The following is a 5,973-nucleotide window of genomic DNA, read 5'->3' as shown; positions in this document are numbered from 1 at the left end:
GAGGGTCATGAGCCCAACGTGCCTTCGTTCCCGTGATCTGCGCTTGTCACACACAAAGAGGAGCAAGCAGGTGACCACCGCTGCCGAGATTCTCCGGGCCAAGCCCGATCAGTCCATCTACACCATCGCCCCGACCGCGTCCGTGTATGACGCGCTGGTCATGATGTCTGACAAACGTGTGGGCGCCTTGCTGGTGATGGATGAGGGCCGCATCACGGGCATCATCACCGAGCGGGATTACGCGCGCAAGATTGCACTGATGTCGCGCTTGTCTCGCGAGACCGATGTGAGCGAGATCATGACGTCTGCCGTGATGTACGTGAGCCCGAGCCAGACCAGTGAAGAGTGCATGGCCTTGATGACCGAGAACCGCTTGCGGCATCTGCCGGTCATGGATGGAGAACGCTTGCTGGGCATGATCTCCATTGGTGATCTGGTCAAGGGCATCATCTCCGAGCAGAAGTTCATCATCGAACAGTTGGAGCACTACATCACCGGTGCTCGCGCTTGATGGATGGGGTTTGCCATGTGAAGGGTTCTTGTCATCTCGCAAACCCTCATGCTGCAACAGGGGTGATTCACGCCAGCATGAGTTAGGCTTGCGAGCGGCGTCAGGGCACGCCAATTGATGAGGCCACAGGAGCAGTACATGGCATCACCACCTCCAGCGCAATGGGCTGCTGGCTGGGTCAAATACAAGCGCTTCAGCGAACTGATCTATGTATCGGTTGCTGGGCATTTTGCGTTCGCACTTGCATACGGCCTGTATCTGGGCCAATGGGCCATTGCGGCTGTGCTGGGCTTGCCCGCCTTGCTGGTGCTGGCGCTCTTTCCTCTGTTCAAGTCGCGCTTCAGTCCGGCTTGCATCCGTGCATGCAGCTACCTGATGTTGATAGGCAACCTCTGCGGGCTCGTTGTGGGCTTGATGTGGATGGGGCTGACACCGAGCACGGCCGTGTGGTGGCTGGTGTGGTGGCCAATGTTCGTGGCGCACTTGATGGGCGTGGTCGATGGCTTGATCTGGGTGCTCATCGCGCTGGCCTGTGCCGTACTGATGTGGCAGAACCAGCAGCATGGCTGGATTCAGCCCTTGATGAGGCATGAAGACAATCCGCTGTTTCTCATGCAGATCAGCTTCCTGGTCATTGGTGCTGGCTTTGGCATCGTGGTGCGTCGCGCCTATGACCGTTTTGGCGAAGAGATCGATGCCAACCAGTGCATGATCGACAAACAAAACTTGTCGCTGGAGCGTCGAGCTCAGAAGCTGGAGGCCATGCTGCAGGCAGTTCAACAGTCCAGCCTGGATCGCACGCGCATGTTTGCCCAGATTAGCCACGAAGTGCGCACGCCGCTCAATGGCATCCTGGGTTTCACGCAACTGCTCAAACGTGGTGATCTTGTCAATCAGCAGTCGGTTTACGTTGAACAGATTGAGCGCTGCGGTGGCACCTTGATGCAGATCGTCAACGATGTGCTGGATTTTTCTCGACTGGAAGCGCACGCCACACCACTGGCGTCTCAACGCTTTGATGCGGTGCAACTCGCGCACGAGGCTGTGGACATGGTCTCCTCCATTGCCGAGCAGAAAGGGGTGTCGCTGATCCGCGAGTTCCCTGATGGCGAGATCGATGCCACGGGCGATCCATTGCGGGTCAAACAGGTGTTGCTCAATCTGCTGGCCAATGCCGTGAAGTTCACACCAGAGGGTGAAGTGTCGGTGCGGTGCCGAACCATGCAGGCCGAGGATGGGCAGCACGCCTTGCATGTGGAGGTGCAGGATTCAGGCATAGGCATCCCGCATGAGGCCTTGTGCCATTTGTTCCAACCTTTCAGCAAAGCCAGTGACAACACCATTCGTCAATATGGCGGCTCGGGCCTGGGCCTGGCTATTTGCAAGCGCCTGGTCGACATGATGAACGGGCGAATCGGTGTGGACAGCCAGCCCGGCACGGGTAGCCTGTTCTGGTTCGAGGTGCCGATCAGCGCGGCCTGATGGCCATCTCAGCGGATGGTGGCGAGCATCTCGTGCACATCGTGCGTCATCACGGCCAGGAAAGCCAGCAGGCCGATATAGGCCGTGGCGTAAGTCAGCCGTGTTTCGGCTGATGCCACGTAATATCCGGCATGCGAAGGATCATCTGCTCGGAACTGCCAGGCTTTGATGACCTGCGGGATGGCCATGATGGCGATCATGATCAGTACCGGGTTGAGCGGGTTCTGCCACAGCAGGAAGCCCATCACCGGCACGCCCAACAACCACAGTCTGGGCGACAGGACCGCCGTGATGCGCCCACCATCCAGTGGCGACAGCGGGATGAGATTGAACAGGTTCAGGAAGAAGCCGGCGTAAGCCACAGCCAGCAACCACTTGCTGCTGTGGTCCATGTCGCGTGCCAGGAAGTAGCAAGCCAGCGCGCCCAGGGTGCCCACGAGCGGCCCGCCGAGCCCGACATAGGCTTCCGTTTCTGCGTCGTGGGGCAGATCTTTCATCTCGATCCACGCGCCCATGAAGGGGATGAACGTCGGGGCGCCCACTTGCAGGCCACGCTGGCGTGCGGCGATGAAGTGCCCCATCTCGTGCACGAACAACAAGGCGATGAAGCCTGCAGCGTACTTCCATCCATAGATGAAGGCGTAGACCACCAGCGAGATCAGCATGGTGCCGCCTGTGGTGAGCAGCTTGCCGAACTTCAGGCCGCTGAACAGCAGAAAAAGGATCTTCAACATGGTGTGGGCGTTTGACGAAGTCAGCCTTGGTTTTTGTCGCGCTTGAAGAACTTGCCGACGGCCGCCATCACGCCGGCACCTGCCAGCAGGATGATCTTGGCGAACTTGGCGAAGAAGCCTGCAGCCAGGGCGAACATGCCCAGCTTTTTGGCAGCCAGGCCGCCAACCAGTGCTGCCAGCCCATACTCCGCCACCTTGTCTGTGGACTGGTTGAAATCGGCGTAGCGCTTGCCTTCATTGAAGTCCAGGGCGGACAGCAGCGTTTGCGCATGCACCTTGTCCTGACCGATGGCTTGCTGGCCGGTGATCAGGTTGAGCGTGATGTAGCCTTCGCGGCCCAGCGCATAGGTGTTGTAGTTGATGCTGGTAGGTTCATCTGCGGGTGCGCCCTTGACGCGAGCAGACATCGACCAGACCAGGCGATGGGTATCGGCCACGTAGTTGGGTTTCTCCACCCAACCCAGGATGTCGAGTTCCGGATAGCCATTCTTGCGGCGCTCTTCGTTAGAGGCCTCCGTGCCATCCTTGAGGCTCTTGAACAGATCGTCAACGTTCCAGTTCTTGGCGTCGTCGTCCTTGATGTAGCCGGCATCTTCATAGCGGGCCACCACCATCCAGCCTTGCGCTTCTGATGCAGGGAAGATCAAACCCAGTTCGCGCTCGTCGGGGTGGTTGCCCACGGCCTTCATGAACTGGCCAGCGGCAGGCTCCGGCACCCACACATAACCCGCAGGCAGCTTGAGTGTGGCTTGGTCACGCAGCTTGATTTCGGCAGGGCCTTTGACCTGCGCTGCCTGCATGGCCTTCGTGGCTTGCTCGAATGCGGCTTGATGGGCCTGCTCTTGTGTGGATGTCGCCGGGGCCTCGTCTGCCAAAGCTGCGGGCGCATGGCAAGCGGCCAAGGCGATCATGGTGGCTAGGACCCAGCTCGCCAAGCCACGGTTGGTCGATGGTGTACGGTTGTTGTGCATGTTGTCTGCTCCCTTCACTTCAGGCCGCAAAGGTTAGCAGAGTGCACCGGCGTCTGGCCTTAGTCGCCCAGTACCAGTTGTGGCTCACCAGTGTTGTGTTGGACCAGACCATCGCGCAATGTGAGGGCATCTTCCACAAACCATTTCACGGCGCGTGGGTAGATCACGTGTTCTTGCTTGAGCACGCGGGCTGACAGGCTGCCCTCCGTGTCATCGCTCAGCACGGGCACGGCGGCCTGGGCCACGATGGGGCCGTGATCCAGTTCGGGCGTCACAAAGTGCACGGTGGCGCCGGCCAGCTTGCAGCCGGCTTCAATGGCGCGCTGGTGGGTATGCAAGCCGGGGAAGGCGGGCAGCAGGGAAGGGTGGATGTTGATCAACCGGCCTTCGTAATGGCGCACGAAACCCTCTGTCAGGATGCGCATGAAGCCGGCCAGCACGACCAGGTCAGGGGCGTAGCCGTCGATCACGCGGGCCAGTTCGGCATCAAACGCTTCGCGCGTTTCGAAGGCCTTGTGATCCAGCACCGCGGTGACAATGCCGCGCGAGGCGGCGAACTGCAGGCCCCCCGCGCTGGCCTTGTTGCTGACCACGGCCGCGATGCGGGCGGGCCATTGCTCGCTGGCACAGGTGTCCACAATGGCTTCCATATTGGAGCCGCGGCCGGAGATCAGGATGACGATGTTCTTCATGCGGGCGACAGTGTAATCGGCCTGTGCCCGGCCAGACGCCCTGGCCACGCCCGGGAAATGGGCCCAGCACCTACAATTCGGCACTTTCCCGTTTTCGTTTCTTCATTCGAAATCAGCGCTTTCAACGAAGCCGTCAACCAGCCGATCAGCCAGCCATGACCGTACGCGTTCTCACCGGTATCACGACCACCGGCACACCCCACCTGGGCAATTACGTGGGCGCCATCCGTCCGGCCATCGTGGCCAGCCGCGAGGCCGGGGTCGAGAGCTACTTCTTCCTGGCCGATTACCATGCGCTGATCAAGTGCGACGACCCGGACCGCATCGAGCGCTCGCGCCTTGAAATCGCCGCGACCTGGCTGGCCGCCGGCCTGGATACCCAGCGCGTGACCTTCTATCGCCAGAGCGATGTGCCCGAGATCACCGAGCTGAACTGGTTGCTGACCTGTGTGACGGCCAAGGGGCAGATGAACCGGGCGCACGCCTACAAGGCCGCCGTGGATGCCAATGGTGTGAACGCCGAAGATCCGGATGCCGGCATCACCATGGGCCTGTACTGCTATCCCATCCTGATGGCGGCCGACATCCTGCTGTTCAACGCACACCGCGTGCCTGTGGGGCGCGATCAGGTCCAGCACATCGAGATGGCGCGTGACGTGGCCCAGCGCTTCAACCACACCTTTGGCAAGGGCCGCGAGCTGTTCGTGCTGCCCCAGGCCGAGATCGAAGAGAGCGTGGCCACCTTGCCCGGCCTGGACGGCCGCAAGATGAGCAAGAGCTATGACAACACCGTGCCCTTGTTCGATGGCGGCCCCAAGGCCTTGAAAGACGCGATCGCCCGCATCGTGACCGATTCGCGCCTGCCGGGCGAGCCCAAGGACCCTGACAGCGCCCATCTGGTCACCATCCACGACGCCTTTGCCGATGCGGCCACGCGCGAGGCATTCCGCGCCGATCTGCGTGCCGGCCTGGGTTGGGGTGATGCCAAGCAGCGCGTGGTCAAGCTGATTGAATACCATGTGGGGCCCATGCGCGAGCGTTATGCCCAACTGGTGGCCCACCCCGAGCAAATCGAAGAGGTGCTGCAGGCAGGCGCGGCCAAGGCGCGTGCGGTGGCCACGCCTTTCCTGACCGAGTTGCGTCAAGCCGTGGGCTTGCGCACCATGGTGGCCGCACCGCAAGCCAAGGCGGCCAAGGCGCAGGCTGTGAAGGCTGATGTGCCTGCCTTCAAGCAATACCGCGAGTTTGACGGCCAGTTCTACTTCAAGCTGACCGCTGCCGATGGCACGCTGCTGCTGCAAAGCCAGGCTTTTGCCGAAGGCCGTGAAGCCGGTACCTGGGTCAAGCGCTTCAAGACTGACGGTGCCGCCGTGCTGGCCGAGGCCCCCGTGAGCCTGGCCGAGGGCGTGGCGCGCGATATGGCTGAAGCCGCCTTGTCGGCCTTGCAGGCGCATGAGGCCGAACTGGAAGCCAGCAAGGCGGCCAAGGGCTGAGTCGATTCATCGCATGGCAGGCATCCACATCACCGATATCGAATCGGCCATCAACTGGTGGCGCGATCAGCGTCCCTCGCCAGATGGCAT

General features: G+C 61.1%; 7 protein-coding genes. 4 read left to right on the top strand and 3 right to left on the bottom strand.

All coding sequences use genetic code 11. The annotated features are described in order from the left end of the window. The first annotated feature begins 70 nt into the window (after window positions 1-70). Window positions 71-511, top strand: coding sequence for a CBS domain-containing protein (locus EPO09_RS04720; RefSeq protein ID WP_290640681.1), 441 nt, complete (start codon window positions 71-73; stop codon window positions 509-511). Between the two features lie 138 nt (window positions 512-649). Next, on the top strand, window positions 650-1,993 hold the full coding sequence (locus EPO09_RS04715; RefSeq protein WP_290640679.1) for an ATP-binding protein: 1,344 nt from the start codon (window positions 650-652) through the stop codon (window positions 1,991-1,993). Window positions 1,994-2,001: 8 nt separating this feature from the next. Here EPO09_RS04715 and EPO09_RS04710 read toward each other — a convergent pair whose 3' ends face one another. The 3 genes from EPO09_RS04710 to purN all read right to left on the bottom strand — a co-directional run bounded on the left by EPO09_RS04710 (window position 2,002) and on the right by purN (window position 4,390). Beyond that, window positions 2,002-2,727: a site-2 protease family protein gene (locus EPO09_RS04710; protein ID WP_290640677.1), complete on the bottom strand. Its 726-nt coding sequence runs from the start codon at window positions 2,725-2,727 to the stop codon at window positions 2,002-2,004. 20 nt (window positions 2,728-2,747) lie between these two features. Continuing rightward, complete coding sequence (locus tag EPO09_RS04705) at window positions 2,748-3,638, bottom strand: DUF2167 domain-containing protein (RefSeq protein ID WP_290640685.1); 891 nt, start codon at window positions 3,636-3,638, stop codon at window positions 2,748-2,750. Between the two features lie 119 nt (window positions 3,639-3,757). Next, window positions 3,758-4,390: a phosphoribosylglycinamide formyltransferase gene (gene purN, locus EPO09_RS04700; protein WP_290640675.1), complete on the bottom strand. Its 633-nt coding sequence runs from the start codon at window positions 4,388-4,390 to the stop codon at window positions 3,758-3,760. 155 nt (window positions 4,391-4,545) lie between these two features. On the opposite strand from purN, the gene EPO09_RS04695 reads away from it, so the two are divergent. After that, window positions 4,546-5,883: a tryptophan--tRNA ligase gene (locus EPO09_RS04695; protein WP_290640673.1), complete on the top strand. Its 1,338-nt coding sequence runs from the start codon at window positions 4,546-4,548 to the stop codon at window positions 5,881-5,883. Window positions 5,884-5,896: 13 nt separating this feature from the next. Then, window positions 5,897-5,973, top strand: a 77-nt coding sequence (locus EPO09_RS04690) for a DUF3717 domain-containing protein (RefSeq protein ID WP_290640683.1), incomplete at its 3' end; no start/stop codon positions are given.

Source organism: Aquabacterium sp., from assembly GCF_004297345.1.
In the GTDB taxonomy this organism is placed as follows: Bacteria; Pseudomonadota; Gammaproteobacteria; order Burkholderiales; family Burkholderiaceae_C; genus Aquabacterium.
Note: the sequence above shows the minus strand (reverse complement) of the source record. Positions and strands in the feature narration are given on the sequence as shown.

Bases quoted from the DNA above. Each gene is read 5' to 3' on its own strand.
- purN (WP_290640675.1), bottom strand. From the start codon at position 4,390: ATGAAGAACATCGTCATCCTGATCTCCGGCCGCGGCTCCAATATGGAA.
- EPO09_RS04695 (WP_290640673.1), top strand. From the start codon at position 4,546: ATGACCGTACGCGTTCTCACCGGTATCACGACCACCGGCACACCCCAC.
- EPO09_RS04710 (WP_290640677.1), bottom strand. From the start codon at position 2,727: ATGTTGAAGATCCTTTTTCTGCTGTTCAGCGGCCTGAAGTTCGGCAAG.
- EPO09_RS04705 (WP_290640685.1), bottom strand. From the start codon at position 3,638: ATGATCGCCTTGGCCGCTTGCCATGCGCCCGCAGCTTTGGCAGACGAG.
- EPO09_RS04715 (WP_290640679.1), top strand. From the start codon at position 650: ATGGCATCACCACCTCCAGCGCAATGGGCTGCTGGCTGGGTCAAATAC.